The sequence below is a fragment of the Streptomyces sp. UH6 genome (genome assembly GCF_013421635.1).
Taxonomy (GTDB): domain Bacteria; phylum Actinomycetota; class Actinomycetes; order Streptomycetales; family Streptomycetaceae; genus Streptomyces; species Streptomyces abyssomicinicus.
In genome coordinates this window covers 1-25,644 of record NZ_JACADT010000015.1, presented here as the reverse complement: position 1 = coordinate 25,644, position 25,644 = coordinate 1, and the positions used below count along the sequence as shown (strand labels likewise).

Sequence of the window (25,644 nt, the reverse complement as noted above, 5' to 3'; positions counted from 1 at the left end):
CCACCAGCCCCACCCCGCCCGGCCGCCTCAACATGCGCGCGGCCCTTGCCCGCGACGCTCAGCGCGCGGCCGGGTCGGTCCCCACCGCGGAACCGTTCACCCACACCCGCCGCCGGAACTCCCCCACCCCGCCGTTGCGTGTGGGTATCGCCGTCGACGTCTCCGGTTCCATGCGTGCCGCCTGCGCCCCCGTCGCGTCCGCTGCCTGGATCGTTGCCCGCGCAGCGGCCCTGACCGACCCCGACTCCCTGACCGCCACCGTCGCCTACGACAGGTACCTGACCGCCTTGGTCCGGCCCACCCACCGAGCGCCGGAGCGCGTGACGACGTTCGATGCCGACGGCGGCCACCACAACCTCGGCGACGCCATCGACGCACTCGACCACGGCCTCGAACTCAGCCGCCCCGGCGCCGGCCGCCTCCTCGTGATCGTCACCGACGCCCACTACGGCAGCGACGAAACAGCTCAAGCCGTCACCCGCGTCAAGCAGCTCACAACCGCCGGCTGCGCCGTACTCCAACTCACCGTCACCGCCGAGTCCAAGCACCTGCCGGGGACCACCTTGCTGCACCTGCCCCGGCCCGCCAGCGCTCCCGCCGCCATCGCCACGGCGGCCACAGACGCCATCCGCAGGACCCGCTGAGACGACACAGAAGACAGAGAGCAGAACAACCACATGGCTATCCGCACGAAGTGGACCGTCGAACACGCCTGCGGGCACGAGATCGAGCACGACCTGGCCAACCGCCCCGCCGACCGGCGCGCCGGTTACGCCCGCTGGCTGGCCGACCGGGACTGCTCTGTTAACTGCACCAGTCCCGCCTCGTTAGGTCTGACGTAACAGGTCGAGATCAAGGAGCAAGTAGTGGATCTACGAGTTGAGTTAATGGAAGGCCGCCATGGAATCCCATGGCTGGGGCAAGTCGTGGACACCGACCGGGTACATCCGCCGTACGTGATGCTCGATGCGACTGGAGCCGAGGTCGAGCCGGTCAACGCGTTTCTGAGGGACCTGGCACTGGGTGATTGCAGTGCGCTGACCTGCCGGAGTTACGGGTTCGGGATGCTGCGGTGGTTCCGCCTGCTGTGGCTGCTGGGCACGGAGTGGGAGCGGGCTACGGAGGCCGAGGTCGCGTTGCTGACGGGGTGGTTGCGCTCGGCTGCCAACCCGCAGCGCCGACGGATCCGGGCTGACAGCCCGGTCGCCGGTACGGTCAACGTCCGCACGGGCAAGTCGTCCCTCGGCGCCGGGTACGCCCTGCGGACCATCAACCACGCTCTGACGGTGATCAGCGGATTCTACGAGTTTCATGCCCATCAAGGCCGCGGACCGGTCGTCAATCCAGTGCCGAACTCGGCTCAGCGGCGGCGTGCGTTGGGGCATCGCAGTCCGCTGGAGCCGACCCCAGTGGTGGGCCGGGCTCGACTGCGTCAGCGGGTGCCTGACCGTCCGCCGCGGTCGATCCCCGACCGGCTGTGGGATGAATTGTTCGCAGCGATGAACTGCGACCGGGATCGGGCCCTACTGGAGATCTTCGTCTCCAGCGGGGCACGCGCCGAGGAACTCCTTGGTATCACCGTCGCCAATGTCGACTGGTCGGGCCAGCGGATCTACGTCATCAGCAAAGGCAGCCGGGCCAGGGAAGCCGTTCCGGTCTCCCCGCAGGGCCTGTTCCGTCTGGCCCTCTACCTCGACACCGTGGGCAGTCCTGCCGAGGGCGAACCGGTCTGGCGATCCCGCCGGGGCCGTGATCGTCCGCTGACCTACTGGGCGATGCGCCGGGTCATGCAACGGGCGAACGCGCTGCTCGGCACGAACTGGTCGCTGCACGACCTGCGGCACACCGCCGCCTATCGCATGGCCAACGGCGGCAAGCTCACTCTGCCGGAAGTTCAGACGATCATGCGGCACGCCAACATCCAGACCACGAGCCGCTACCTGGCGATCCGGGTCGAGGAACTCTTCGACCGTCTCGCCGATCACTACTCCGCCCCGCGCCCGGCCAGGCACTACCCCGCTGGCTACGCCGCTGAGGACATCAAGGCGGTGTTCGGTGGCTGACCTCACCCGCCCCACCACAGGAGGCAGCCGCCGCCACGGGCCCACCGACGACAAGCCAGACGACTCCTCCACTGCCTTCCACCGCAGTCTGATCGCCGCAGCGCCGGGCACAGCAACCGTCTTACCATGCCCCCAGGGCGATCTGTCCGCTGCGACACCCCACCTCATCGGCCGGCTCGCGCACGCCGCGCTGCCGGACGCCGCCGCAGCAACCGCCAATGAACACCGCGCCTCAACCCGGCGAGTCCTGTCCTACCTGAGCGGGTTCGAGGGAGTCACCTGGCAACAGCGCTGGGACGCCAGTCCGCTGGGACGCGGCGAGATCAGTGTCGGTGACCTGGGCACCAACGGATCGGGCCGGAACAACGGCGTCGGCCTCAGGGCTCTGCTCTGCCTTCGCGTCGTCCAGCCGACTCTGCTCGTGATGAGCAGGCACAACTTCAACGGGTTCGCCGAGCAGTTCATCACCGCGCAGAACGATCCCGTGCTGGAGAGGTACGCGGAGCAGGTCGCCCTCCACGACGTCTCCTGGCTCCACAAACGCCGGGCGCTGTTCGACGTATGTTGCCTCCTCGCCGTCCAGGGCATCGGCTTCGCCGACCTCACCCCGGCAGCCCTGCTCCACCATGCCCACGAGTCACGGAAGGCGAAGGCCGTCCTACGCCCTGGGAAGAAGGACGCCAACACGCACGCCGGCCATGCCGCCTGGAACGTCCTGCACGCCATGGGCCACTTCCCGCACGGCGCACCTGCCACCCTGCGACAGGCTCTGCACCGCGGGCAACTCACGCTCGAAGAGCTCGTCGACCGTCACCCCCTCCGCAACCAGAGCGTCCGTCGGCTCCTGCTCGACTATTTCCACCGCCGCCGGCTTGATACCGACTAAGCCTCTCTGGTGAACATCGTCCGCGCCGTCGCCCACCATTTCTGGCACTGCATCGAGGAGATCAACCCCGATCAGGCCGATTTGAACATTCCGGCCGACGTCTACAGTCGCTGGCGCCAGGAGGTCGGCGTGCGTCACGACGGCAGGCCCAGAACCGGCATCGACAGCATCGTCATCGCCGTCCGCAGCTTCTACTACGACCTGCACACCTGGGCCGCCGACGAACCCGAGCGGTGGGGTCCCTGGGTCGCGTCATGTCCCGTCCCGCCGGGAGAACTGCACGGGCTGGGCAGACGCCGCCGCCGGATCAACGAGCGGTCCGCCGAGCGAACCCGTCAGCGACAGCCCCTCCTGCCCCTGCTGGTTCGGCACGTCGAAGAACGCTACGACCACACCCGGACACTCCTGGAACAGGCATCGGCAGCCCTCGTCGACGGGGCATTCACTCACCACGGCCGCACCTACCGTCGCGTCCGGACAGCCGAAGACCTCACGCTCATCCGCGGCGGTCGCCACGCCCCAGTCCGCGTCCGGGACGACAGCGGGAGGCTGATCCACATCGAAACGGAGGAGGAGACCGCCTTCTGGGACTGGGCCACGGTCGAGACCCTCCGCCACTCGGGCGTGCGCATCGAGGAGTTGTGCGAGATCAGCCACCTCAGCGTCCGCCACTACCAGCGCACCGACGGCGAGATGATCGCTCTCCTGGTCATCAGCCCGTCCAAGACCGACCGCGAACGCGTCATCCCGATGTCCGCCGAGCTGTTCCACGTGATCGCGTCCGTCATCCGAAGACACACCCGCGACGGCAGCCCAGTCCCGGTGCTGCGGCGCTTCGACCCGCACGACAAGGTCTGGAGCCCGCCCATGCCGTTCCTGTTCCAGCGCAGGATCGGCTCCACCCGCAGCGTGATCAGCCCGTTCACCGTTGTACACATGCTCGCGCGGTGCTGCACAGACCTCGCCGAACGTCATCCAGCCTTCCGCTCGGTCACGTTCACCCCGCACGACTTCCGCCGCATCTTCGCCACCGATCTCGTCAACAGCGGACTGCCCATCCACATCGGCGCCGCCCTTCTCGGCCACCTCAACATCCAGACCACCCGCGGCTACGTCGCGGTGTTCGACGAGGACATCGTCCGCCACTACCTCGCACACCTCAGCGAACGCCGCCGACTGCGCCCGGACCATGAGTACCGCGGCGTCAGCACCGAAGAGTGGCCCGAGTTTGAGGAGCACTTCGACAAACGCAAGGTCGAACTTGGTTCCTGCGCACGCCCCTACGGGTCCCCGTGCCGTCACGAACACGCCTGTATCCGTTGCCCGATGCTCCAGGTCAACCCGACGATGATCAGGCGACTCGACGACCTCGAAGCCGACCTCGTCACCCGCCGGGCCCGCGCCCAGACCGAAGGGTGGGCAGGTGAGATCGAAGGACTCGATCTCACTCTCCAGCTTCTGCGCGCCAAGCGCCTTGAAGCCCGGCGCCTCGCCCACCGCCCGCCCATCCACCTGGGCAACCCGGAGCCTCGGCAGGGCATGACCTTGCAGTGAACGGCGGCCGGGCAACGCTCTTCCATGCCTCGCCCAGGCCCTGGCGGCGAAGCCTCAGCCGTACCGGCTGATGGCTCGACCAGAGCGACTCCGAGTTCCGCGAGATACCTGAATCACCGGCAATGCGGCCGCGCAGGGGCTCGCGAGTCCTTCCCTGCGAGAAAGCGTTCGCGCGGCTTGCCGCGATTACGCCTCGGGAACCTCGAAGTCCCACGTTGAGGGGTCCCGCTCGTCGGGGTCGGGGCCCCCGCGCCGCCCGGTGTCGAGCGCGTCGAGACGTGCCAGGTCGGCGTCGCTGAGCTCGAAGTCGAAGACGTCGAAGTTCTCCGCGATACGTCCCGGGTTGGTCGACTTCGGAATGGCGGAACGTCCCTGCTGCACGTGCCAGCGCAGCATGACCTGCGCGGCGGACTTGCCCAGGCGGGCGGCGATGGACTGGACGGTGCTGTCGTCCAGGACGCTCTTGCGGTCCTCGCCGTAGCCCGGGTAGAAGGTGATGCCGCCGATCGGGGACCATGCCTGAGTGAGGATGCCCCTGGCGGTATTGGCTTCCTGGACGGCCCGCTGCGTGAAGTACGGGTGGAGCTCGACCTGATTGACTGCCGGGGTGACCATCGCGCTCTCCATGAGGGCGTCGAGGTGGTGCGGCATGAAGTTGCTGACCCCGATGGCGCGGACCCGGCCGTCCGTGAGCAGTTGTTCCAGTGCGCGGTATGCCTCGCGGCTACGGTCGAAGTGCTGGGGCATGGGCTGGTGCAGGATCAGCAGGTCGATCGTGTCGACGCCGAGTTTGGCGGCGCTCTTGTCGAACGCGTGCAGCGTCTCCTCGTAGCCGTAGTCCGAGACCCATACCTTGGTTTCCAGGAAGATGTCGTCGCGAGCGAGGCCGGCGCGGCGCATGCCCTCGCCGACACCGCGCTCGTTGTTGTAGGCGGCTGCCGTGTCGATGTGCCGGTACCCGGTCTTGAGCGCGGTCTCGACCGCTGCCGCCGTCTCGTCGGGGGGCGTCTGGAACACGCCGTAGCCGATCGCTGGCAGCGTGACCCCGTTGTTCAGTGTCAGTGTCTCTGTCATGGCTCCTCCTGGGGGCTGGTCGGTAGGGCGTGGTCAGGTGAGCTGCATGCTGTTGATGAAGTCGACGCTGTCCGCGTCGCGGTGGTCGAAGCCCGGACCGCTCGTTCCGTCGAGGGCGGCGATGCGGGTCATCTCGCCATCGGTCAGCTCGAAGTCGAAGACGGCGAGGTTCTCGCGCATCCGTTCCGGCTTGGTCGACTTCACCACCGCCACGACCTCACGCTGCATCAGCCAGCGCAGGACGACCTGGGCGACCGATTTGCCGTGGGCCTGTGCCACCTCGGTCAGCACGGGATCCTGCAGCAGGCCGTGCCGGCCCTGCGCGAGCGGGGACCACGCCTCCATCCGCACTCCGCGCTTGCGCATCGCCTCTTCGTCGCCGATCCGCTGGAAGTAAGGGTGCGTCTCGACCTGGTCGACGGCCGGGACCACGTCGTTGTGCGTGATGAGGTCGGTCAGGCGGTCCGGGTGGAAGTTCGAGACGCCGATGGCGCGCACGGTGTCCTGCCGGTAGCCGGCCTCCAGGCTGCGCCAGGTCCCGTAGTAGTCGCCGTAGGGCTGGTGGATCAGGCAGAGGTCGAGCCGATCCAGACCGAGCTTGCCCAAGGACGTCTCCAGGGCGCGCTTGGCCTTCTCCTCGCCGGCGTCCTGGATCCACAGCTTGGTGGTGACGAACAGTTCCTCGCGCGGGATGCCGCTGCGGGCCAGCGCACGGCCGACGGCTTCTTCGTTCTGGTACGCCGCGGCGGTGTCGATCGAGCGGTACCCGGCCGCCAGCGCTTCGGTGACGGCGCGCTCGGTGTCCTCCGGCGGGATCTGGAAGACGCCGAAGCCGAGCAGCGGCATCTCGACACCGTTGTTCAGGGTGACCTGGGGGATCTTGCTCATGACCGTGCTCCTTGTGCTGCTTCATATTCGCTGTCGCTGACGTGGTTGAGCCACGTCACGGCCTCGCCGTTGTCGTCGGCTTCCTGCATGGCGACGTGCGCCATGAACCGGTCGGCGGTGGCGCCGTGCCAGTGCTCCTCGCCCGGCTCGATGTGGACGACGTCGCCGGGGCGGATCTCCTGGACGCCTCCGGCGCGGGTCGCCACCAGCCCGATGCCGTCCGTGACGTACAGGGTCTGGCCCTTGGGGTGGTGGTGCCAGGCGGTACGGGCTCCGGGCGCGAACCTCACGTGGGCACAGCCGACGGCGCTCTGCCCGTCAGGACCGCGGACCCCGTCGATCAGGACGGCTCCGGTGAAACAGGACTCCGGTCCGACGGCGCTCGCTCCACCGCTCCTGGTGTACTTCATGCTTGTCCTCCGTGCTTGTGTTGCAGTTTCGCCTGGTCAAGGGGTCAGCAGCACCTTGACGGCGCGGCGCTCGTCCATCGCCCGGTAGCCCTCGGCCGCCTGCTCCAGCGGAAGCGTCAGGTCGAAGACCCGCCCCGGGTCGATCGCGCGGTCCCAGATCAGCCGGATAAGCTCGGGCAAGTACTCGCGGACCGGGGCCGGGCCCCCGTGGAGGTGGATGCCGGTTCCGAACAGCAGGTCGCCCGGAATGCTGACGTCGTGGGAAACGCCGACGAAGCCGACGTGGCCGCCCGGACGTGCGGCGTGGATCGCCTGCATCATGGCCTCCTGCGTGCCGACCGCCTCGATGACGCTGTGCGCGCCGAGACCGCCCGTCATGGACTTGATCTTCTGCGCGCCCTCGTCGCCGCGCTCCTCGACGATGTCGGTGGCCCCAAACTCCCGGGCCAGCCGCTGCCGTTCGGGGTGGCGGCTGAAGGCGATGATCTGCTCCGCGCCCAGCTGCTTCGCGGCAAGGACGGCAAGCAGGCCGACCGCGCCGTCACCGACAACGGCGACCGTCTTGCCGGGCCCGGCATCCGCCGCCACCGCGGCGAACCAGCCCGTGCCCAGCACGTCGGAGGCAGCGAGCAACGACGGAACGAGGTCCGCGTCGGGCATCCCCGGTGTGGCCACCAGGGTGCCGTCGGCCAGCGGGATACGCGCCAGTTCGGACTGCGTGCCGATCGACCCCATGATCGTGCGGTGCACGCAGTGGGACTGGTAACCCGCCAGGCAGATCTCGCAGGTGTTGTCCGACGCCCAGAACGAGCCCACGACGAAATCGCCGACCTTGATCGTCCTGACCTCGGGGCCCACCTCCTCGACCACACCGACGTACTCATGTCCCATAACCTGGTGGTCGATGTCCTGCACCCCGCGGTACGGCCACAGGTCGGACCCGCAGATGCAGGAGGCGGTCACCCGGATGACCGCGTCCGTCGGTTCCTCGATCCTCGGGTCGGGGCGCTCCTCTACCGTGATCGCTCCGGGCTTCGTCATCACTACTTGACGCATGAAAGCTCCCTTGCAGTTACTCGCAGACAGCACGGATCGCCGGGCCGGACTCGGAGGTCCGCACCGCGAGCCACTCGCTCTACCCAGCCGGTTTGAGCTGCTTGACGAGCGAGCGTGCATCCTCAGCAAGCCGCTCGGCCCCTGCGTCGTCGCCAGCGGCTACGGCATGCCAGTAATCAATCTTGAGGTTGACGTACTTCCGCCGGATCCGCATCAGCCGGGCCTCTTCGGCAAGGTGCTCGGCGCGCTCGCTGAGCAACGCGATCTGCTGCTCTGCCGCGGCGGCGCCGAGCTTGCCGTTCTCGACGTAATGCCGCATCTCGCTGACGGACATTCCCGTCGCCGCCAGGCAGGCGACCCCGATCAGAAGGTTCATGTCCGCATCCGTGTAGACCCGGTGCCCGCTGCTCTCACCCCGGGCGACCGGCGCGATCACACCGATGGACTCGTAATAACGCAGCGTGCTGGCAGGCAGCCCCGTAAGAGCTGCCACTTCCTTGATCGTATGAGTTCGCCCGCCGATGTCCGCTGTCACTTAATCGACTGTAAAAACTTCCAGCACTCGAAGTCAAAGATCTCCCTGACCTGCAGATTCTTCGCCCTCACGCGACTCTTTGCTGCCGGGCCAGAGTGGCTAGCCTGCACCATCCCAAAGATTACGACTCGAGGCGTCAGCCCGCTTGGACGGGCTGGCGACCAGCCGGGCTCCGTCGTACCGGATCGCTTGCACTGGCTGTCAAGGTGGGGCGGCCCCTCATGGAGGGCGAGTGCCCGCAAGCCGTCAACACCGCAGGCACCTTCCCGCAGCAAGAGAAGGCTGGCGGTTGTGGTGGCCCCCCTGATGCCCTGGGCACCTCAGCCATTCGAGTGAAGTGCAGATAAGCACCGACTGCTGGAAGGCCGCCCGCGACGCGGACCGTCCCTCCAGGGAGGAGTGGCTCGCGGCCAAGCGCGCCGAGGAACAGCAGGCCGCTGCCGATTGGGCCCAGCAGTTCGGCATGCCGCCGCTCGAAGGCCCCGAACGCGCCATCCCGTGGGGGGAGCGGTGCCGCCACCAGCTCATGACCGCCGCCTACACGGCCCTGGTCACCGAGGGCACCTGGGACGAGGCGGACTGGGCCTCTCTCGAGGACAAGGCCCGTCCGATCACCCGAGCCGGGTGGTGGATCGACCAGCGCGACGCGGACGGGACCGATCTCCCGGAGCTGCTCGACGCGGCTGGCGCCGACGACCGCGGCACCGAAAACCCGTTCTGACGCGGCGGGAACATAGCCGACGATCGCCGGTCAGCCAAATCGGCGATCGTGCGGACCATCGTTCTTCCCGGCACCGCCCCGCGGAAGGACACGGCCCATGCTCCCGCACCCCCACCCCCCGCTGCTGATACCGACCCCGGACCCGCTCACGCCCGCGCGTCACATCACCCACCAGCACTTCCAGCCCGGCGACCGCGTGCTCGTCCTGCGAGGCATGGCCCAGGGTGATCTCTGGGGTGATGCCATGGGGATCGTGGCCCCCTCCTGGCACCTGCCGACCCAGGAGGACGGCTGGCGGGTCCGCAACCCCCACGGCGGCCCGCAGACCTACCTCACCGCTCACCCCAGGTACCTGATCCACCTGCGCCGCCGGTGCCCCGACTGCCTCATCCACCTGCGTGCGATGAAGGAGTACCTGCTCCCGCGGTTCGCCGACCGCACGGACCTCATCGACTGCGGCTGGTACACCACCACGGGCCTCAACCAGCTCGTGCACACCGACGACGCCCAGGCCCCCACCGCCTGACCGCTCCACGCCGACATCGGTCAGCGAGCACTCACGCGTGCACCCGGCATACCCGTCGGCCGACCGGCTCCCCACCCTCCACCGAGGGGGCCGCCCCCCCGGAGCACCCCCCTCCCCCCTTGCTGAAGGACTTCATGCCCGACCCTGATCTCCACCCCTTCGACCCCGGCCGTCTGGCCTCCTTCGCCGACGTCCTCGCCGGTGAACTCCCCGGCACCTGGCGCAGCATCCACCACTTCCCGCCCACTGCGGAGGCTCTCGCCGCCGTCGCGGACCGGACGTGGGACCTGGACCTGGTGGCCGAGTCCCTCGCCACCCATCCGCCGGGACACCTGGCCGTCCTGACCCGCGAGGACGGCGCCCAGCTCGTCCTGCTCGACCGGCACGACGGCCGGGACGGCTTCCTCACCGCCGCGCTCGCACCCGAGGATCTGCCGGCCGAGGCGTTCCGCGGGATCCGCGAGCCCAACGGCATCGCCCTGGGCGATGATCCGTTCCTCGCCGCCGAGATGATCACGGGCGACCTCCTGGCCCGCTACGAGGCCGCCGTCGCCCAGGTCCGTGTCAACGCGGCGAGGCTGGCCGACCCGTCCGGCACCGAGCTGGTCCACCCGTCGCAGCCCGAGCGTCTGGTCCTCACCTGGCAGAGCGACGGCGACCTCGCCGCGTCGCCGGCCACCGAGGCTGCCGCGGCGATCCTGCTGGCCAACGGGTTCACCCATGACGAGCGCACCGGGGTCTACCGGCTGAGCGGTGACGACACCGCCGTGCAGGCCCGTGCTGTGCGCCGAGCCGGGTCCGAACTCGCCGCCCGCGGGATCGCCACCGCTCTGGCTCCCCCGGCCGCGCCGCCCGCCACCACCGTCTCGACGCCCACGCCGCGACCGGCGAAGGCACGAGCCGCCACCGGTCGGTCCCGGTGAAGCGCCCCGACCGCCAGGACGCCTTCATCCGCCGCACGGTCCCGTTCATGTCCGCCCGTCTCAAGCCCCGGCTCGCGCTCGCTGTCTTCCGCCGCTACCTGCGCCGATGCGTCGTGATCGCCCCCGTCGACGCCACGAGTCCGACCGACTCGCGTGCACGGAGCGATCTGCGTCCCGCACCGCGGATCGGCATCCCGCACCACCACTGACCGCGCACCACCAGGAGAAGCATGTCCCAGCCCGAATTCCCGCCCTCTCCGGTGAGGCTGGCCGACCAGATCACCCACCAGCTCGGTCAACTCGCCGATCAGCTCTCCCAGCTCCCCGCCCACCAGGCGGTGCAGGTCATCGTCCGCGTCCTGGACCCGGATGACGAAAAGGGCGTCCTCGGCGCCGTCACGCGCCTCATGGTCACCGGCAGCCTGTTTGCCAAGGACCAGGCCGAACGCGGAGTTCTCCCGGCGGAGGTGTGGCTCGCTCTCGGTCGTGCCTCGAACGAACTGCACGACATCTGTCTCGACCTGGACGAGCACCATGACACGCTCCGCGCCATGGGCAGCCGGCCTGCCCTGGCCGCCACCGCGCCGTCGGCCGCGTCGCCGCTCGTCGTCCGGCGCCGCCGGTGAGCAGATCGCGACGGCGCACCCGGCAGCCGGCCGCCGAGCGGCCGGAGCAGCATTACCTCGTCGAGCCGCGTGCTCTGGCCGGCGGGGGCGACCTGCGGCACGTCTTCGAGTTCCTCGCCGCCGACGGCTGGCCCCTCACGAGACGGCCCAACGGCCTGACCGTGGCATGGAGTCCGGACGGCAGCGTGCGGATCGGGTACGACCCGCACGGCTCGCCTGCCGGGTGGACGATCAGCGGCAAGGCCGCCCGGAAGGGCGAAGAGCCGTGGGTGGTGACGTTCGGGCAGGCGACGCCGGTGGAGATCGTCGCCGCGTTCACCGACGCCCTCACCCTGCCCCGGACGGCGCACGCCCCGAACGTGTGGGCGCCCCTGGAGCGCGCCGGGTGGAAGGTCGGCCCGGAAAACGACTGGTACACCGCGCGGAGCCCGGACCGGACGGCGTGGCTGCAGTACCACCAGGGCCCGCACGGGGCGCTGTGGTGGGCGGCGGCCCGCAGCGAGGAGGGCTTCGGCTGGATGGCGACCCTCACGCCCTCCACCCCCATGCACCTGGTCCAGGCGTTCGCCGCCGGTCTGTCCGACCCGCGGCCGGTGATGCGCCCACGCGGCTCGCTCCCGCCGATCCGTGACCTGCAGACCACCTCCGTCTCGGTGCTGCCTTCCCAACTCTCCGCGGCGCACGAAGCCCGCGTGCACTCGGCGCGGGCCGCCGCCTGGGCCCGCGCCACCGGATCCGGTCCTCCCGGCACCACGCCGGCCACCCGTCCCGCCGCCAGGCACACCGCCATCCGCCGCTGAACCGCCACTTCGCAGGAGCCTTGTTGAAGTCACCGCCGCAACCGGGCCCGTCCGCCCGTGCGCTGAAGGCGTCCTCTGACCCTCTGCGGGAGACGACCGATGCCGCTCAGTAAGGGGCAGCTCGCCTCGTTCGCCGCCGAGCACGACACAAAGAGCCTCTTCAACACCAGCCCGCGTCACCTCGCAGGCCCCGGCGACGGCCGCCACGTCACCCACGGCCTCGCGGCGGCCGGATGGACGCTCGTCTCCGACCCGCTGAACCCCCTGATGGTGCTCCGCAGCGACGACGTCGACCGCCGGCTCATCCTCGACGGGACCAGCCACCTCTACTACTGGTCACTGCAGAACCACACCGGGGGCGACGAACCACACTGGTACGCGTCCTTCTCCTACCGCACGCCGGTGGAGATCGTGGCCGCGGTCACGGACACCCTCGTCACCCCGCCCACCGAAGGCGCCGAGGATCCCGACGCGTGGCACACCATCCGTCAGGCGGGCTGGCCGGTCACCTCCGCACGCCAGGCCCACTCACCCGACGGCCTGTGCCAGATCTCCCGCCTCGACGACGACATGCTCGCCAACCCCTGGTACATCGAAGTCCGCGACTACCAGCACGAGCACGCACCGCACTGGTGGCGCACCGTGTTCCACGGCAACACCCCCGGACGGCTGGTGCACGCCTTCGCCGCCGCCCTCACCGACTCCGCGCCCCTCCTGCGCTCCCAGTTCAGCGACGGCGTCCACCACCAGGCCGTGCAGGAGCCGAGCAGGCGCAACGGCCAGCAGCTGGTCGAGGCCCACACCTCGCGCCTCGACGTGCTCCGGGGCCAGGTGCGCGCCGCCCGACGCCGGGCCCGGGCCGCGGCCAGGCCGACCACCAGCCCGCCCTCACGGACAGCGAGCCCGGCGACGCCGGCACACCGCTGACCCACGTACCGATCCCGAAAGCCTTCCGATGCCGACTTCCTCCATACCGTCCGCCCACCGCGCGCTGCTGCGCGACCTCCACAGGTTCCTCCGTGAGAGCGACCGTCTCCTCGCCGCCTGGAGGGCCTACTCCGAGGAGTACACCGATCTCGACGGGTGGCCCGTCGACGAGGACGCCTACAACCGTCGCGCCACCACCCGCGACGCGGCCGTCGCCGAGAGCTTCGAGGCGCTCCGCGAGGGCGGCCACCATCTCCTGGCCACCGCCCGCAGCCAGCTCGTCCTCCTGCCCGCCGGGGCGGTCCAGAGCCGCTGGGCCTGGCAGCTCACCGGCCTGCAGGACGCACTCGACCGCCTGGACACCCTGCACGAAGAGTGGCTGACCACTCGGGACGGCCTTCCCCTCAACGCCGGCCCGGGCGCGCCCGCCTTCGACAAGGCCCGCGCCGCCCACCTCTCCGAAGCCCAGGCTCCACTCAACGAGTGGGCCACCCACGGCCACGCCATCCGCGAGATCAACAAGGCCGCCCGCAGCGCCACCTCCGGCTTCCCGCCGCGTCCGGCTGCCGCTCCCGCGCGGGCCGGCACCCGGCCGCAGCCCGCACGGCGGTAACACCGGCTCCACTCACGGACTCCGGCCCCTCGACGAAAGGCCCACGTGCACCACCCCCACTCCGCAGGGCAACAGCCGCAGAACCTGCGGCAGCTGGCCCTCTTCCTCCGGGACGCCAAGCGGATCGACGACGACTGGCACGCCCGCCTGAGCGAGGGCGGCGAGCCGCCGTCCGACCGGCCGTACGCCCGCTCCCCGCTCGTCCGGCAGCGCGACGCCGAGCTGTGGCGGGCGTTCAACCGGATCCGTTTCCACGCCCCCGCCCTCCTGCGGACCGCGCACGCTCAGCTCCTCGAACTGCCCGACGACCTCACCGACCCGACCTGGGCGGACACGCTGGACGCACTCGGCAGGTCGGTGGCGCAGCTGAACTTCTTCCACCAGGAGTGGATCGACCACCGCGAACTCATGGAGGCCGACGCCACACCGGGCACACCCACGTTCCGCGAGATGATCGCCGAGCGCAACGCCGAAGGCCGCCCGCAGATCCGCGTCTGGGCCGAGAACGGCCACGTTCTCCAGGACCTCCACGCCGCCGCCCACCCAGAACCGACCACCCCACGCGTTCAGCCGACCCGCGCCGTCTGGATGGAGACCAGCCCCCGGCACCTGGCAGGACAGGGAGACCCGCGCTACATCACGCGGAGCCTGCGAGCGGCGGGCTGGAACGCAACCGCCAACATCGAACGCCCTGGCATCACCCTCACCAGTCCCGGCCGCCGCCACACCATCGTGCTGGAACCGGAACCGCACGGCCTTAAGCCGTGGTGGCACCTCCAGGGGACAACCGAACACGGTCCCTGGCAGGCCGAGTTCACGGCCCACACCCCCGTCGAGATCATCGCCGCGCTCACCGACCCCCTGGCCCATCCAACCCCCCGCGAGCAGGACCAGGACGTGTGGCCGGTGCTCGCCGAAGCCGGCTGGTCCTACGAACGGGACGACGACCTCGACACCGAGATCGCCCGCCACCCCCACCGCACCCTGCGGGTGAGCCGGTGGACCGCCACCACCACCGAGCACTTCTTCTGGACCGTCGAGGCCACCTTCCCCGACCCCGGCCTCGGCGCGGACATCGTCTGGCGGGCCTCCCTCGACGACACCACACCGCAGCACCTTCTCCGCGCCCTCGCCCTCGCCCTGAGCAGCGACGCCCCGGCCCTGCGGGAGATGTTCGACGTGCCGCACACCCATCTCGTCACGCAGGAGCCGCTCAGCGCCGCCGGCACCACGGCGGGCCGAGAGCTCGAACACCGCCTCATGTCGCCCCTCGGCCGCCTGTATCGCAGACAGGCCAGGCAGAGCTCACCGCCTCCCCCGCCCGCCGCATCCCCCGTCGTCCGCACCATCTGAGGCAGCCACCACCACCATGACCACGAACACCGCCCAGCACGAGCAGCTGCTCCGCCAACTCGATCGCTTCCTCCACGAGAGCGAGCAGATCCTCGCCGCGTGGGACGCCTACTCCGACGAGCACACCGACACCGACGGCTGGCCCCTCCACCCGGACGCCTACGGACGCCGCGCCGCCCAGCGCGACGCCGAGACCTGGCAAGCCTTCGACCAGGTACGCGGCGGCGCCGTGGAACTGCTGGCCAAGGCCGAAGCGGAACTCCGCCGGATTCCGCCCGCGCTCGCCCGCTCCTGCTGGCCGTGGGAACTCGGCGTGCTGCGCACCGCGCTCGAGCAGATCGACAACCTGCAGCAGCAGTGGCAGACCACGCGCGAGACGCTGCCCCGCAACGCCGTACCGGGCACCGACGCCTACGACGACACGATCGGCGAACGCGACGAGGAGGCGTGGCACCCGCTGAACGAGTGGCGCGAGCACGGCCGGGCGCTCCTGGACATCCACGCCACCCTCCAGCACGCCCCCGCCCTCCGCCAGGCCCTGACCAGACGGCACACCGCGACTCCGCCGGATTCCCCGCCGACGCAGGGCCCCGGCCCCCGCCCTCGCGCCTGAACGTCCCGTCGCCTCGCCCCTGGAGTCACCCTCTTCGTGCCTGCGCCATCTCCGAACACCACGTCCGACGGCTACGACATAGCCTTCCGCGTCCTGATGGCTGTCCTCGCCGTCGCCCTTCCCCTGTCGAACGCCGCCTGGTTGTGCGGCAACCTCGCCGCCTGGGGCACCGGCTCCGACCGGTGGGCGGCCTACCAGCCCACCGCCGCGCTCCTGCACCCCGGACAGCTCTGGCCACACCTCGGCCCGGCCGCCACCCTCCTCGCCACCCGCGTCGTCCCCGGGCTCCTGGTCGCCGCCGCGGCCGTCGCCGCCTTCATGGTCCGCTCCCGGTACAAGAACCGCGCCGTGCGAGGGAAGAAGGTCGCCGGCATGGCGAAGGCCAAGGACATCGAGCCGCTGCTCGCCAAGGCCATCACCGACAAGGCCCGCTCCCTGCGCCCGAGCCTGAAGAACGCGAAGCAGGTCGCCCCTCGGGACGCCGGCATCCTCCTCGGCAACCTCCAGGGCACCCGCCAAGAGGTCCGCATGGGATACGAGGACGTAGCCGTCGCCATCATGGCGCCGCGCTCCGGCAAGACCACATCGCTGGCGATCCCGTCGATCCTGGCCGCTCCGGGGCCGGTGCTGCTGACCTCGAACAAGGCGGCCGGCGACGCCTACACCGCCACCCTCGACGCCCGCTCCCAAGTGGGCCGCGTGTGGTCGATGGATCCGCAGCAGATCGCCCACGCCGAGCGGACCATGTGGTGGAACCCGCTGGCCTATGCCAAAACGCTGGAGGGTGCTGGCCGGCTGGCCGGGCACTTCCTGGCCGCCTCGGTGGACGCCTCCCAGCAGGGCGACTTCTGGTCCAAGGCCGGATCCAACATCCTGGCCCAGCTCTTCCTCGCCGCCGCCCTCGACGAGCGGCCGATCACCGACGTGATGCGCTGGCTCGCCTTCCCCGCCGACCGCACCCCGCTGGACATCCTCCGCGACCACGACTTCACCGCCGTCGCCTCCCAGCTGAAGGGCACCGTCGAGGGACCGCCCGAGACCCGCGACGGCATCTACGAGACCGCCCGCCAGTACGCCGCAGCCCTCCTCAACTCCGAGATCGCCGCCTGGGTCACCCCGCAGAAGGACGTCGCCGAGTTTCGGCCGTCGGAGTTCGTCACCTCCACCGACACGCTCTACCTGCTGTCGAAAGACGGCGGTGGCGGTGCCTCCGCGCTGATCGCCGCGTGCGCCGACTCGGTCATGCGCGCCGCGACCGCCCAGGCCGAGCGAGCCGGCGGCCGTCTCGACCCGCCGATGCTCGCGATCCTCGACGAGGCCGCCAACGTCTGCAAGATCAGCGACCTCCCCGATCTCTACTCCCACCTCGGCTCACGCGGGATCATCCCGATCACCATCCTGCAGTCCTACCGCCAGGGCCAGAAGGTCTGGGGCGACGCCGGCATGGACGCCATGTGGTCCGCCTCGACCATCAAGGTCATCGGCTCCGGTATCGACGACCCCGACTTCGCCGACAAGCTCTCCCGCCTTATCGGCGACCACGACGTCGAGACCACCTCCACCTCGACCTCGGAGTCCGGGAAGTCCACCTCCGTGTCCATGCGGCAGGAACGCATCCTCCCCGCCGACGCGATCCGCGCCCTCCCCAAGGGCACCGCCCTCTGCTTCGCCACCGGTATGCGGGCCGCCATGCTCGACCTGCGCCCCTGGTACCTCGAGCCCGACGCAGACCAGCTCGCCGCCGCCTCCGCCCGCGTCTCCAAGGCCATCACCGCCCGCGCCGTCGCCAAGGCGGGCGCCCCTGCGCTGCGTACTACATCGGCCCCGTGAGACGGCTCAAAGCCTGCGCCGACTCCAACGCGAGCGCTCGACTCCGCCACAACCCCCTCGATAGGCGACCGTGACCAACACCCAGCATCAGCCTCTCCCTTCACTCGGTGACCGCGTCCTCATCTCCCCGCGGTACCTCGCCGGCATCGGTGCGGACAGCCTGGGCAACGTCATCGGCCCGCTGACCCACCTGTTCGACTGGCACACCACCCACGACCCGGCGACCGGCCTCGTCACTCTCGACAGCCCGGATCACTGCCTGTTCATCACCTTCGAGCCCATGCGCTTCGACGGCGTCTGGTGGACCATCGCCCACCACGAGCCGAACTGGGAAGTGAAGTTCACCCGCCAGACACCGGTCGAGGCTATCGCCGCCGTCACCCAGGCCCTGCCACAGCTTCTCGGTGACCACCGGCACTGTGAGCAGATCCCCCTCACCGTCGGCAGCCCGTCGAGCGCCGCCGCCGGCCATCAGTGGACCGCCCACCGCGACAGCAACGGTTTCACCTCACCCGACGGGCACTGCACCCTGCGCCACACCTCGCAAGACCCAGCCACCTGGACCGTCAACGCCTCGCTGTACGAGGGCTTCGACACCGAGTGGAGCGCCGTCTTCACCGACGCCCCGGAACGTCTGGTCGCCCAGTTCGTCGCCGGTATCGCCTCCGACATCCCCGTCGAGCGGGCATTCGGCGACATCCCCTACCCCGTGCAGCACAGCACCAGCGCGCTCATCACCCCGATCCGCGGTGCCGCGGTGAACCCTCACGTCCATCACGCCGTCGCCCAGGCCGCCCAGGCATGCGCCCCCGCACCTCGCCGGTCTCCGTCCACTCCTTGACGCCCACGCGGCCCAACACCGACCTCCCCTATCGCTCTGGAGTCCCCCTGGCCATCACCGATCACCACGAGGTGTTCCTCGGCTCGACCAACGACGGACACACCTTCGCCGTCCTCAACAGCGACAAGCGCCGCTACCTGGGCGCGGCCCACCGCGTGCTGACGAAGGCCGGCTTCGCCCCCGTCGACCATCGCGGCCGGATCGTCTACCTGCTCCCGCCCACCAACGCACTCCACCAGGCCGAACAGGCGATGTACGAACTCTGCGCCCACACGGCCGACATGGCGGACCTTGCCTGGACGGCACGTCCACGGCACGCCGACCCCCAGGTGCGCATCTTCTTCACCGGCAACAAGGTCAGCATCGTCACCGACAGCTCTCGAGCCCGAGCGGCCCTGCGGCAGCTCGGCACCGTGAACGAGAACGCGGACGGCGACTTCGCCCTATCGGACAGCCTCACCGAGCGGGAGAAGGTGCGCGCCGCCGTCCGCATCGACCTACGTCTTGACCGGCAGAACATCACCAGTCACATCGACCTGGGCATCGCCACCCCCGCCGCCATCCCCCCAGCCCCACACCGGCTTTCCCCAGTGGCGTCCCCCTTCTCCGCCGCGGCGAGACGGAAGCGCTGAGACCAACGCCCTACCTCCGTCGCGTTTGTCCGCGGTCAGCAGACACCCGTCCAGAGGAACCCCCTCTGGACCACGCGTCGAGCGCCGTGACCGCCCCGCCAGGACGACCCGTCACCCAGGAAGGACCCGCTTGGCCATCACCGACCACCACGACGTCTTCGTCGGCGCGACCGACGACGGATACACCTTCGCCCTGCTCAACCGGCCCTTGCGTGCAGGCCCTCGCATCCTGACCGATGCCGGGTTCATCGCCCACAACCAAGGCGGCCGCACCGCCTACCTGCTCGCCCCCAGCACAGGTCAGGAGGCACACACACGAGCCGGCGACGCCCTGGCCGATCTCCTGGAGCACACCCTGGACATCGTCGACCTCGCCTGGACAACCCGCTGGCACCCCGCAGGACGACCCGCTCCCGATGTGCGCTTCCGGTTCTCCCACAGCGCCATGACTGCCACCGCCGAAACGAGCAACGGCCAATCCCTCCTCGAAGCAGAGGGCTTCACCCTCTCGGCTGACCAGACCAGTTACCAGCCGCCCTGCGGCATGGACGAAAGAGCGCTGGTCAACACCGTGGTCCGCGCCGAGCCGCACGCCCACGCCAAGGGCCTCACCGCCCTCATCAACCTCGGGATCCCGACACCGGCGGACTTCCCCATCGCGCCCCGCCGGGGCTCGCGGTCCTCGACGAGGCCCAGCCCGCCGTCCACACCCACGCCCCAGCGTCCTGCGCGTTAGCCGAGAGACGATGTCTTCCACCACCCCCACCATCCCCGACCGCCTGCTGGCCCTCGCCGCCGACTTCACCCGGCACCACGACGCACTGCGGGACCTCGCCCTTCTGCGCGGCCCGAACCCGGGCAGCAACCTCGTCCAGCGCGTCATACCCCGCACCCAAGCGCTGGCCCGCAGCTCCATGGACGTCTCCGACACCGTGGAGACCATGCCGCGCCTGTACCGCTCCCCGGAAGTCAAAGCCGCCATGGAGCGTCTGGCCCAGCTCGGCGCGCTGGCCCTCCTGGCCGCCGACCACATCCTCGACGCCGCGGACCTACTGCTGGACGGGACACCGGCGTCCGGTGCCGGGCAGGTCGCCGGCTATGGCACGCCACTGCTCGAGGCCGGGCGCCGCATCGTCCTCGCCCGGCAGCTCACTTCCCTCGGCAGTGAAGACTGCCTGGCCACCGCCCGACTGCTCGCCGGAGAACTGCACGCGCAGCAGCACCTTCCCATCGAGCACCGGCCCACCGGGCTGTCCCGCACCCAGTTCAGGGCGCTGGAAGCCGTCGCGGCAGGGCGAGTGACCCTCGACCGGGTCCAGGACCGGGCGCACGTCCGGCCCGACGAGTTCCGGCTGAGCATGAGCACCGTCCGCTCCCTGGAGAGCCGCGGTCTTGTGCACCGCGAGACGTGCCCGCTCCCCCTCCACGACGAACGCCTGCACCTCACGCCCGACGGCCGTACGGCACTGACCGCACTCTTCGCCCTGCCCGTCGCCACCCCGCGGCAGGCACGCCGCTCCGGTGTTTCCACGCCGCCCAGCACCGCGCGGCCCGCAAGCCGCCCGGCCGTCTCCCCCGCCCGATCCGCCACCCGATAGACCGACCTGGAGGTAGCCGCGTCTTCCGGCATCCCGACCGCGCACGACCTCGCTCGCGCGCTCGCCAACCAGCTCCAACCCGGCGCCGCCCCCCGGGACGTGACCGTTCACTTCGCCGCTCGCCGACTGGCGGCAGCCGATTACCACCACCGCGGCCGAGGCGGACCGGTGACCACATTCGCCCAGGCACTCCACGCCGAACTGTTCGGCCTCCCCGCCGACGATGCTCCTCTGCCTACCGCTCTCGACGCGCTCCTGCAGGCCACGCACACGGCCGGTCCCGAACAGCAGACCGCGATCCTGCACCAGCTCGCAGAGCAGCTACGCAACGGCGCCGAGATCATCCAGCGCTACCAGTACCGCGCGCAGTGGGACCGGCTGCCCGCCGACGTCGCCGAAGGTCTCCGGACCGCTCACGACCAGGCCGAGCAGATCGCGGCCGCCCTCGACCTCGCCGCGCCTGCCTTCAACAGGCCACCGGCTCAACCGCCCGTCCCACAGGCAAGTCACGCCGAGACCGCTCACCCCGCCCCACCCACATCACCCCCTGGACCAAACGGTCAACACCGCTGACCAGCCGCACCAGCCCACCCCCGGTCAGCTACCGCCGCAGCCCAGCCACCAGCAGTCCACAAGGCGCCTCCGCACCGGTGACCGCCGGGAGTGCCGCACGAAGGCCCCCCGTTCGGAGGTCAGCGCACCCGCGGCAGGCCGAACGCCGCCGCTGCGCACCCGGAGGCTCGCCGGACCCGCACACCTCACCTCTCTCCAAGGAGCAGCAATAACCGCACCGTCTCCCCGCTTCCGCGCGATCTCTCTTGGCGCCGGAGTCCAGTCCAGCGCCATGCTCGCCCTGTCTGCCCGCGGCGTGCTCCCAAAGGTCGACTACGCGATCTTCGCCGACACCGGCTGGGAACCGAAGGCCGTCTACGACCATCTCGACCGCCTCGAACGGGAGATAGCCCGGCCGGCGGGCATCCCGATCCTCCGCGTCTCCTCCGGCAACATCCGCAACGACGCCCTCGACCCGGACCACCGCTTCGCCTCCATGCCCCTGTACGTCCTGAACGCCGACGGGAGGCCGGGGATGACCCGGCGCCAGTGCACAGGGGAATACAAAATAAAACCGATAAAACGACAAATTCGGGAGCTTCTGGGATACCCGCACCCGGTGCGCGTCCCGAAGGGCGTCTTCGTCGAGCAGTGGGTCGGTATCTCCACCGACGAGTTCCACCGCGCCAAGGACGCCGACGTGAAGTACATGCGCAACCGGCACCCGTTGATCGACCTGGGCTGGAGCCGCGACGACTGCGTCCGCTACCTCACCTCCATCGGTCTCGCCGACACTCCGAAGTCCAGCTGCCTGGGCTGCCCGTTCCACGGCAACGCCCAGTGGCGGCACATCCGCGACACCTCCCCGAAGGAGTGGGAGGACGTCGTCGCCTTCGACGCCGCGATCCGCAACGGCAACGCCCGCGCCAACGCGACCGGCAACCAGCTCCTCGGCCAGGCGTACCTGCACCGCTCCCGCGTCCCGCTCGCCGAGGCCCCCATCGACCACGTCACCGCCTCCGAGTGGGCCGCCATGCAGCGCCGGCTCGGCGACGACAGCGTCGACGCCGAGGAACTCGAAGCCGGCATCGTCGAGGGCTGCTCCCCCTGGGCCTGCCGCGGAGCCGCCCCGGACATGACGCAGGACGACTTCGGCCTCGCTACGTAGAGCGGGCACGCCTGAACCCGTCCCCTCATCCAGCCCGCCAGGACGAACGGGCCACAAGGCTTCCGGCACCCCACCTGCCAGAACTCGCCACCCGAGCCTGCTCGTTCCCTCCTTCGCTCAAGGTCGCCATGTCTCCCGCCCAGCTCCCCACCGAGATCGTCACCGCTCACGCCTCCGACGGCACCCCGCTGACCGTCTACATGGACGCCCCCTCACGCCCCCGCCCGGATGCGGCGACCGTCGTGCTGGTGCACGGCGCGTCCGTCACCGCCGACCTCTGGCGTGCCCACACCCGGCACCTGACCGCCCACGGATTTAGGGTCCTACGCTACGACCAGCGCGCCCACGGCCACAGCCCTCGCGGTCAGGCACCGCTGTCCGTCGAACAGCTCACCGACGACCTCGACCACGTCGTGCGGGCCTGCGCACCGGCCGGCCCTCTCGTGCTCGCGGGCCACTCGCTCGGAGCCCTCCTCCTGCAGGACCTCGTCGCCCGGCGGCCCGCCCTGCTGTCGCGTGCGCGCGGCATGGTGCTGCTGTCGGCGACCGCCCGGCAGGCGAGCATCCTGCCCGGCCTGCGCCCGCGCGCCCTCCTGGTCGCCGCGGGCCGCGGACTGGCGGCCCTCGCCTTCGCCCACGCCCCCTCCGTCGTCGACTGGGCCCGCCGCCACCTACCCCCCACCCACCGCTACGCCCTCACCGAACGCCCCGAGGGCGGGACGGTGGACGGTCCGCCGCGATGCCGTCACGGGGTGCGCCACACCCGTACCGCAGACCTCTTCACCCTGTGGCAGGCCCTGCACCACTACCAGCCGCACGACCTGCGCGTGCTGGAGCGGCTCGGCTCCCGGGTGCTGCTGATGGCCGGCGCCGACGACCGGCACATCCCCGCCGCTGACACCGCGCACCTGGCGGGCCTCCTGCCAGGCGCCCGGCTGGAGATCGTGCCGCGCGCCACGCACGCCCTGCCGATCCGCCACCCGGACCTGATCAGCAATCGCATCGCCGCCCTCGCCGCGCACGGCACCGACGGGTTCGGTCTCGCCTCGTGACCGCCGGCCGCTCCCCCGCAACAACCGCCCACCCCGCCAGGAGTTCCATGAGTCTTGCCGACGCCCACGACACCGACGTCCGGATCTATCACCGCGACGGAACGATCTTCGCCGACACCCGCACCGGAGCCCCCGAGACGCTGCTGACCCTGCTGGACAGCCTCGGCCTGGAACGCCACCAGGTCTCCGGAGACGTCTGGCACCAGGTCCCGGACACCATGGACGAGATCGCGATGAAGAACCTCGTCGACCTCGCCGAGGCACTCGTCACCGCGGCCGGCCTGAGCATCGAGGTCGACCCCGGCGTCGTCGGCGGCAGCACCTACCGAGCAGCCCTCGCCACGGCACGACCGCCGGCGGCCGGCACATCCCCGTCCCGGCCCTCTCGCACGCGATGAACCGCGCTACCCTGCCCACGCGCTCCCTCGTGATCGACTTGTTCGCCGGACCGGGCGGCTGGAGCCACGCTCTGTCCGTCCTCGGCGTGCGGGACGTCGGACTCGAATGGGATCCGTGGGCCTGCCGAACCCGCGCCGCAGCCGGACAGCTGACCATCCGGACGGACGTCGCGGCGTATCCGGTGCGGCCGTTCCTGGGCCGGGTACGGGGGGTGATCGCCAGCCCGCCGTGCCAGGCGTGGTCGATGGCCGGCAAGCGGCTCGGCCTGGTCGACCAGCCCCTTGTCCACCAGGCCGTCGCCGACCTGGCCGCCGGACGCGACACCCGCGAACGACTGCTGGCCGCCTGCCGCGACGAGCGGTCCCTGCTCGCCGCCGAGCCCATGCGCTACCTCAACGCCCTGAACACCGTCGGCGAGCCCGAGTGGGTGGCCATGGAGGAAGTCCCCGACGTGCTCCCCCTGTGGCGGCAGTACGCGGCGGTCCTGCGCGGGTGGGGGTTCTCGGTGTGGACCGGCATCCTCAACGCCGCCGACTACGGCGTCCCCCAGACAAGGAAGCGCGCGATCCTGCTCGCCTCCCGTACCCGGCCCGCGGAGCCGCCCGAGCCCACGCACGCCCGAGTCGCCGAGCCGGAGTCCCTCTTCGGCCCGGGCCGCGAGCGGTGGGTCAGCATGGCCGAGGCCCTGGGCTGGGGTGCCACCGACCGCCCGGTCCCCACCGTGTGCGCCGGCGGCGGACCAGGCGGAGGCCCCGAACCCTTCCCCTCCGGCTCCCGCAAGACCCTCTCCGACGCACGGGCCCGCGGCACCTGGACCCCGCACCCCACCGCCAGTGTCGTCCTGCGCTCCCGACGCGAAGGATCCGGCTGGGCCGCACGCGGCGGCGCACGCGAGAACCGGCCCGCGAACGGCCCCGCCCCCACCTTCACCGCCGAGGCCCACCGCTGGTCCTGGGCCCTGCGCAACAACAACCAGGCCAACGCCACCATCCGGGCCGCCTCCGAGCCCGCCGGGACCCTGTTCTTCGGCCACCGCTCCAACGAATGCGTCTGGGTCGCCACCCCCGACCCTCACCAGCCCCAAGCCGACGACGACGGGCCCGAGCCTCCGAACCCGATCCGCATCACCGCCGCCGAGGCAGGCGTCCTGCAGACCTTCCCCGCCGACTACCCCTGGCAGGGCAACAAGAGCCAGCAATTCACCCAGATCGGCAACGCCGTACCCCCGCTCCTCGCCGGACACCTCCTCGCCCCGCACCTCAACGTCTCCCTCAACCCCGACGACTTCACCCTCGCCGCCTGATGCCCCACGCGACCACCCCAACCCCAGAGCCGGCCCCCGACCGCGACGACGCCGTCGACCCAGTTTCGCCGCAGCCGGTCCACTACGCCGAGCAGGCCCTCCTCGGCGCCCTCCTCCTCCAGCCCCACCGCCTCGAAGAACTCGGCGACATGGAGCCGGAGCAGTTCGCCGACGCGGCCCACCGCGCGCTGTTCACCGCGCTCCGGGCAACCCCACCGCCCGACGCCGAGAAGCACGCACGGGACGCGACCTGGCTGAACGTCGTCCTGACCGCCGCCCGGGCGACGATGCCGACCCTCACCCCCGGCTACCCCCACCAACTGGTCCAGGCGTGCCCCTGGCCGAGGCACCTGCACGCGTACGCCCGGATCGTCCAGGGCGAGCACGCCCGCCGCCGTCTGCGAGCAGCCGCCGCCCGCCTCGTCCGCCGAGCGGGCGACGCTTCCTTGCCGCATCCTGTCCCGGCCGTGCTCGCCGAGGCCGACGTGCTCGCCGCCCTCGTGGACGATGTCGCGGCCCGCTTCCCCGCGCGGGCGGGCACCCTCCCCCGGCTCCCGGCACCCCGACCAGCCCTCACGCCCGGCCTCGAAGCAGCTGAGGAGGAGCAGCTGGTGCTCGCGACCGCCACCGCCAGACCAGGTGACATCGCGTCGGTCCGGTGGCTCCTGCCCGAGGACTTCACCCATCCCCTGCACGCCGGG

The 25,644-nt window shown here is 70.7% G+C and carries 30 protein-coding genes and 1 pseudogene; 26 read left to right on the top strand and 5 right to left on the bottom strand.

Annotation, left to right across the window (positions count from 1 at the left end; translation table 11 throughout):
* The 5 genes and pseudogenes from HW445_RS02825 to HW445_RS33145 all read left to right on the top strand — a co-directional run.
* Positions 1-644 (top strand): annotated as a pseudogene (locus HW445_RS02825) (VWA domain-containing protein); the annotation flags it as partial.
* A 33-nt stretch (positions 645-677) separates the two neighbouring features.
* The gene (locus HW445_RS02820; RefSeq protein WP_180219429.1) at positions 678-842 is read left to right on the top strand and encodes a hypothetical protein; all 165 of its coding nucleotides are present in this window, start codon (positions 678-680) and stop codon (positions 840-842) included.
* A 24-nt stretch (positions 843-866) separates the two neighbouring features.
* Complete coding sequence (locus HW445_RS02815) at positions 867-2,063, top strand: site-specific integrase (RefSeq protein WP_180219428.1); 1,197 nt, start codon at positions 867-869, stop codon at positions 2,061-2,063.
* Positions 2,056-2,949, top strand: coding sequence for a hypothetical protein (locus tag HW445_RS33150; RefSeq protein WP_257230792.1), 894 nt, complete (start codon positions 2,056-2,058; stop codon positions 2,947-2,949). The genes HW445_RS02815 and HW445_RS33150 overlap by 8 nt, the downstream gene beginning before the upstream one ends.
* A 9-nt stretch (positions 2,950-2,958) precedes the next feature.
* A complete protein-coding gene (locus tag HW445_RS33145) occupies positions 2,959-4,503 on the top strand; it encodes a tyrosine-type recombinase/integrase (protein WP_308798198.1) in 1,545 nt (514 codons plus the stop codon).
* A 186-nt stretch (positions 4,504-4,689) separates the two neighbouring features.
* On the opposite strand, the gene HW445_RS02805 is transcribed toward HW445_RS33145, so the two are convergent.
* From HW445_RS02805 to HW445_RS02785, 5 genes are all read right to left on the bottom strand, one after another.
* Entirely contained in the window at positions 4,690-5,577 is an 888-nt protein-coding gene (locus HW445_RS02805) for an aldo/keto reductase (RefSeq protein WP_180219427.1), read from the bottom strand.
* Positions 5,578-5,610: 33 nt separating this feature from the next.
* Positions 5,611-6,456, bottom strand: coding sequence for an aldo/keto reductase (locus HW445_RS02800; RefSeq protein ID WP_180219434.1), 846 nt, complete (start codon positions 6,454-6,456; stop codon positions 5,611-5,613).
* 5 nt (positions 6,457-6,461) lie between these two features.
* Positions 6,462-6,875, bottom strand: a complete 414-nt coding sequence (locus HW445_RS02795; protein ID WP_180219426.1) for a cupin domain-containing protein — start codon at positions 6,873-6,875, stop codon at positions 6,462-6,464.
* Between the two features lie 36 nt (positions 6,876-6,911).
* Entirely contained in the window at positions 6,912-7,931 is a 1,020-nt protein-coding gene (locus HW445_RS02790; protein WP_180219425.1) for a zinc-dependent alcohol dehydrogenase family protein, read from the bottom strand.
* 79 nt (positions 7,932-8,010) lie between these two features.
* The gene (locus HW445_RS02785) at positions 8,011-8,466 is read right to left on the bottom strand and encodes a MerR family transcriptional regulator (protein ID WP_218956497.1); all 456 of its coding nucleotides are present in this window, start codon (positions 8,464-8,466) and stop codon (positions 8,011-8,013) included.
* Positions 8,467-8,803: 337 nt separating this feature from the next.
* On the opposite strand from HW445_RS02785, the gene HW445_RS02780 reads away from it, so the two are divergent.
* From HW445_RS02780 to HW445_RS02680, 21 genes are all read left to right on the top strand, one after another.
* On the top strand, positions 8,804-9,187 hold the full coding sequence (locus HW445_RS02780) for a hypothetical protein (protein WP_308798194.1): 384 nt from the start codon (positions 8,804-8,806) through the stop codon (positions 9,185-9,187).
* 97 nt (positions 9,188-9,284) lie between these two features.
* The gene (locus tag HW445_RS02775) at positions 9,285-9,713 is read left to right on the top strand and encodes a hypothetical protein (protein WP_180219424.1); all 429 of its coding nucleotides are present in this window, start codon (positions 9,285-9,287) and stop codon (positions 9,711-9,713) included.
* 134 nt (positions 9,714-9,847) lie between these two features.
* Positions 9,848-10,636, top strand: coding sequence for a hypothetical protein (locus tag HW445_RS02770; RefSeq protein WP_180219423.1), 789 nt, complete (start codon positions 9,848-9,850; stop codon positions 10,634-10,636).
* A 47-nt stretch (positions 10,637-10,683) separates the two neighbouring features.
* Positions 10,684-10,845, top strand: a complete 162-nt coding sequence (locus HW445_RS02765; RefSeq protein ID WP_180219422.1) for a hypothetical protein — start codon at positions 10,684-10,686, stop codon at positions 10,843-10,845.
* 21 nt (positions 10,846-10,866) lie between these two features.
* Positions 10,867-11,262, top strand: coding sequence for a hypothetical protein (locus HW445_RS02760; protein ID WP_180219421.1), 396 nt, complete (start codon positions 10,867-10,869; stop codon positions 11,260-11,262).
* Positions 11,259-12,062 (top strand): DUF317 domain-containing protein, encoded by an 804-nt coding sequence (locus tag HW445_RS02755; protein WP_180219420.1) that lies wholly within the window; start codon positions 11,259-11,261, stop codon positions 12,060-12,062. The genes HW445_RS02760 and HW445_RS02755 overlap by 4 nt, the downstream gene beginning before the upstream one ends.
* 99 nt (positions 12,063-12,161) lie before the next feature.
* Positions 12,162-12,989, top strand: coding sequence for a DUF317 domain-containing protein (locus HW445_RS02750; protein WP_180219419.1), 828 nt, complete (start codon positions 12,162-12,164; stop codon positions 12,987-12,989).
* 28 nt (positions 12,990-13,017) lie between these two features.
* The gene (locus tag HW445_RS02745) at positions 13,018-13,602 is read left to right on the top strand and encodes a hypothetical protein (protein WP_180219418.1); all 585 of its coding nucleotides are present in this window, start codon (positions 13,018-13,020) and stop codon (positions 13,600-13,602) included.
* 45 nt (positions 13,603-13,647) lie between these two features.
* On the top strand, positions 13,648-14,955 hold the full coding sequence (locus HW445_RS33140; RefSeq protein ID WP_180219417.1) for a DUF317 domain-containing protein: 1,308 nt from the start codon (positions 13,648-13,650) through the stop codon (positions 14,953-14,955).
* Between the two features lie 16 nt (positions 14,956-14,971).
* Positions 14,972-15,568 (top strand): hypothetical protein, encoded by a 597-nt coding sequence (locus tag HW445_RS02735; RefSeq protein WP_180219416.1) that lies wholly within the window; start codon positions 14,972-14,974, stop codon positions 15,566-15,568.
* 96 nt (positions 15,569-15,664) lie between these two features.
* The gene (locus tag HW445_RS02730; RefSeq protein ID WP_180219432.1) at positions 15,665-17,398 is read left to right on the top strand and encodes a type IV secretory system conjugative DNA transfer family protein; all 1,734 of its coding nucleotides are present in this window, start codon (positions 15,665-15,667) and stop codon (positions 17,396-17,398) included.
* Between the two features lie 70 nt (positions 17,399-17,468).
* The gene (locus tag HW445_RS02725; RefSeq protein WP_180219415.1) at positions 17,469-18,239 is read left to right on the top strand and encodes a DUF317 domain-containing protein; all 771 of its coding nucleotides are present in this window, start codon (positions 17,469-17,471) and stop codon (positions 18,237-18,239) included.
* Complete coding sequence (locus HW445_RS02720) at positions 18,236-18,871, top strand: hypothetical protein (RefSeq protein ID WP_180219414.1); 636 nt, start codon at positions 18,236-18,238, stop codon at positions 18,869-18,871. The genes HW445_RS02725 and HW445_RS02720 overlap by 4 nt, the downstream gene beginning before the upstream one ends.
* Positions 18,872-19,001: 130 nt before the next feature.
* Positions 19,002-19,607, top strand: a complete 606-nt coding sequence (locus tag HW445_RS02715) for a hypothetical protein (protein ID WP_180219413.1) — start codon at positions 19,002-19,004, stop codon at positions 19,605-19,607.
* Positions 19,608-19,617: 10 nt separating this feature from the next.
* Positions 19,618-20,469 (top strand): hypothetical protein, encoded by an 852-nt coding sequence (locus HW445_RS02710; RefSeq protein ID WP_180219412.1) that lies wholly within the window; start codon positions 19,618-19,620, stop codon positions 20,467-20,469.
* Between the two features lie 168 nt (positions 20,470-20,637).
* On the top strand, positions 20,638-21,042 hold the full coding sequence (locus HW445_RS02705; RefSeq protein ID WP_180219411.1) for a hypothetical protein: 405 nt from the start codon (positions 20,638-20,640) through the stop codon (positions 21,040-21,042).
* A 271-nt stretch (positions 21,043-21,313) separates the two neighbouring features.
* Complete coding sequence (locus HW445_RS02700; protein WP_180219410.1) at positions 21,314-22,189, top strand: hypothetical protein; 876 nt, start codon at positions 21,314-21,316, stop codon at positions 22,187-22,189.
* A gap of 128 nt (positions 22,190-22,317) precedes the next feature.
* Positions 22,318-23,241, top strand: coding sequence for an alpha/beta fold hydrolase (locus HW445_RS02695; protein ID WP_218956496.1), 924 nt, complete (start codon positions 22,318-22,320; stop codon positions 23,239-23,241).
* Positions 23,242-23,288: 47 nt separating this feature from the next.
* Positions 23,289-23,639 (top strand): hypothetical protein, encoded by a 351-nt coding sequence (locus tag HW445_RS02690; protein ID WP_180219409.1) that lies wholly within the window; start codon positions 23,289-23,291, stop codon positions 23,637-23,639.
* Complete coding sequence (locus HW445_RS02685) at positions 23,636-24,943, top strand: DNA cytosine methyltransferase (protein WP_180219408.1); 1,308 nt, start codon at positions 23,636-23,638, stop codon at positions 24,941-24,943. Before HW445_RS02690 ends, HW445_RS02685 begins: the two co-directional genes overlap by 4 nt.
* The coding region (locus tag HW445_RS02680; protein WP_306673260.1) for a DnaB-like helicase N-terminal domain-containing protein at positions 24,943-25,644 on the top strand (702 nt) is incomplete at its 3' end. The genes HW445_RS02685 and HW445_RS02680, both read left to right, overlap by 1 nt.